This is a genomic window from Breznakibacter xylanolyticus (assembly GCF_003254275.1).
In the GTDB taxonomy this organism is placed as follows: Bacteria; Bacteroidota; Bacteroidia; order Bacteroidales; family Marinilabiliaceae; genus Breznakibacter; species Breznakibacter xylanolyticus.
Window position 1 is genome coordinate 1 of the sequence record NZ_QKZK01000082.1, and the last position, 1,649, is coordinate 1,649.

The 1,649-nt window shown below is 33.2% G+C and carries 4 protein-coding genes; 2 read left to right on the forward strand and 2 right to left on the reverse strand.

What is annotated here, in order from left to right:
• Nucleotides 1–103: 103 nt before the first annotated feature.
• Nucleotides 104–643 (reverse strand): hypothetical protein, encoded by a 540-nt coding sequence (locus LX69_RS17380; protein WP_111447291.1) that lies wholly within the window; start codon nucleotides 641–643, stop codon nucleotides 104–106.
• A 47-nt stretch (nucleotides 644–690) separates the two neighbouring features.
• Between LX69_RS17380 and LX69_RS17385 the strand changes: the two genes are divergently transcribed.
• The gene (locus tag LX69_RS17385; protein ID WP_111447292.1) at nucleotides 691–996 is read left to right on the forward strand and encodes a nucleotidyltransferase family protein; all 306 of its coding nucleotides are present in this window, start codon (nucleotides 691–693) and stop codon (nucleotides 994–996) included.
• A 35-nt stretch (nucleotides 997–1,031) separates the two neighbouring features.
• A complete protein-coding gene (locus LX69_RS17390) occupies nucleotides 1,032–1,319 on the forward strand; it encodes a HepT-like ribonuclease domain-containing protein (RefSeq protein WP_262509775.1) in 288 nt (95 codons plus the stop codon).
• A gap of 117 nt (nucleotides 1,320–1,436) precedes the next feature.
• Here the strand turns inward: LX69_RS17390 and LX69_RS18290 are convergent, their stop codons facing one another.
• Nucleotides 1,437–1,571, reverse strand: coding sequence for a hypothetical protein (locus tag LX69_RS18290; RefSeq protein WP_262509774.1), 135 nt, complete (start codon nucleotides 1,569–1,571; stop codon nucleotides 1,437–1,439).
• Nucleotides 1,572–1,649 lie beyond the last annotated feature (78 nt).

The window sequence follows — 1,649 nt, forward strand, 5'->3', positions numbered from 1 at the left end:
ACGGCTGAGAAATCCATAGCCGAGCATCCGGGATATAGTTCAACCTGGGATTCGCGCTAGGCATTACATGCCGCTTAAATCCCTATATATTGTGTAGCGTTTTTTATGTATTCTGAATAAAATAGCAAACGGTTTTTGAATCAGGCTCAACAAAAACAAAAAGACTTCCATCGCACCAAAAATTTAGAAAATCGAAATATTCTTGCATTGATTCATCTTCACATTTTATTGTCTTTTGGGCTTTTATTTTACCAAATGTCCTAAATTGACACAAAAACTTCATTTTTTTATTGCTTTTTGGACAAATAGGAATTTCAAAATCTTGCTCAAATTCTGGATTCCCTGTTATACCAACAACCTCAAACCAATTTTCATCATTTAATCCATCAAATTCGGCTAACGAATATTTTATTTTTTCAAACTCAATTATAGTTCCATTTTTTAAATCGTCATATGCAGACGAAATATCTTTTCCATTTTGAGGATAAATTATACTTGGTTGTTTCGGATTTTCATAATCAAGAATTATTTTTTCAAAATCTAAATATATTGGGCAAATAAGATTTATATCAAAACTTAACCATTCAAAAATTTCATCTTTTCTTGATATTTTCCCGTTGCAACCAATTGTAGGAAGACCCAAACTTGCTAGACTCCAACTGGATTACTAAGTTTGTAAAAAAGAAAAGTATGCAAAGATTACTTACCGAAAATATCGACAGAATTAGAGCATTGTGTATTTCCTATAATGTAAAATCCTTGTTTGCATTTGGTTCGGTATGTACAGACAGATTCAATGAAGAAAGCGATGTGGATTTACTGATTTCTTTTAATCCAATGGAATACGGTGAATATGCAGACACCTATTTTGAATTGGCAGAGAAATTTGAAAACCTTTTGCATCGTCCCGTAGATTTGGTAACTGACAAATCCTTATCAAACCCATACTTTATTGAATCAATCAACCAAACCAAGACTTTGATTTATGGAGCTTGAAATAAAAAAAATACCTGTTCGATATTCACGAATCAATCGATTCAATTGAAAAGTATTTAGGCGAAAAAAGAGACTTTAAAGTCTATATGGCGGACAAAATGCTTCGTCGAGCTGTTGAAAGAGAATTTGAAATTATAGGCGAGGCAATGGGGCGGATTGAGAAGCTTGACTCTTCATTGAATATTTCCAGTAAGAAACAGATAATCAGTATGCGGAATCGTGTGATTCATGGTTATGACAAAATAGACAACGAAATTATCTGGGGAACAATCGTCAGACACTTACCGACCTTGAAAAAGGAAATCGAAAGTCTTTTGAAGTAAAAAACAACTGGTTGCAACATCGCATATGCCTAATGGCGGTTTTACTGCACTTTGCAAGGCTTTTAGCCCGCTTAAACTTATTCACGGTTTGATAGTTGAATCGTCCGCAATCCGCCACTAGGCATATGCGCAACCGATATATTGAAATCCTCCTAAAAAATCATTTTTAGGTATAATAAAATCATTTGGAATTTCGCCTCCTAAATGATGTAATCCTTTTTTATTTTCAATAAACTCAAATTGTTTAGTCATAGAATTTTTGTATTAACCCATCTTGCAGCTTTCCATCCAAAATTCATTAAAAAAACACCTTTTTTCACCTCAAAATAG

Excerpts from the sequence above, each read along its gene's own strand:
- LX69_RS18290 (WP_262509774.1), bottom strand. The coding sequence starts at position 1,571 with ATGACTAAACAATTTGAGTTTATTGAAAATAAAAAAGGATTACATCAT.
- LX69_RS17385 (WP_111447292.1), top strand. The coding sequence starts at position 691 with ATGCAAAGATTACTTACCGAAAATATCGACAGAATTAGAGCATTGTGT.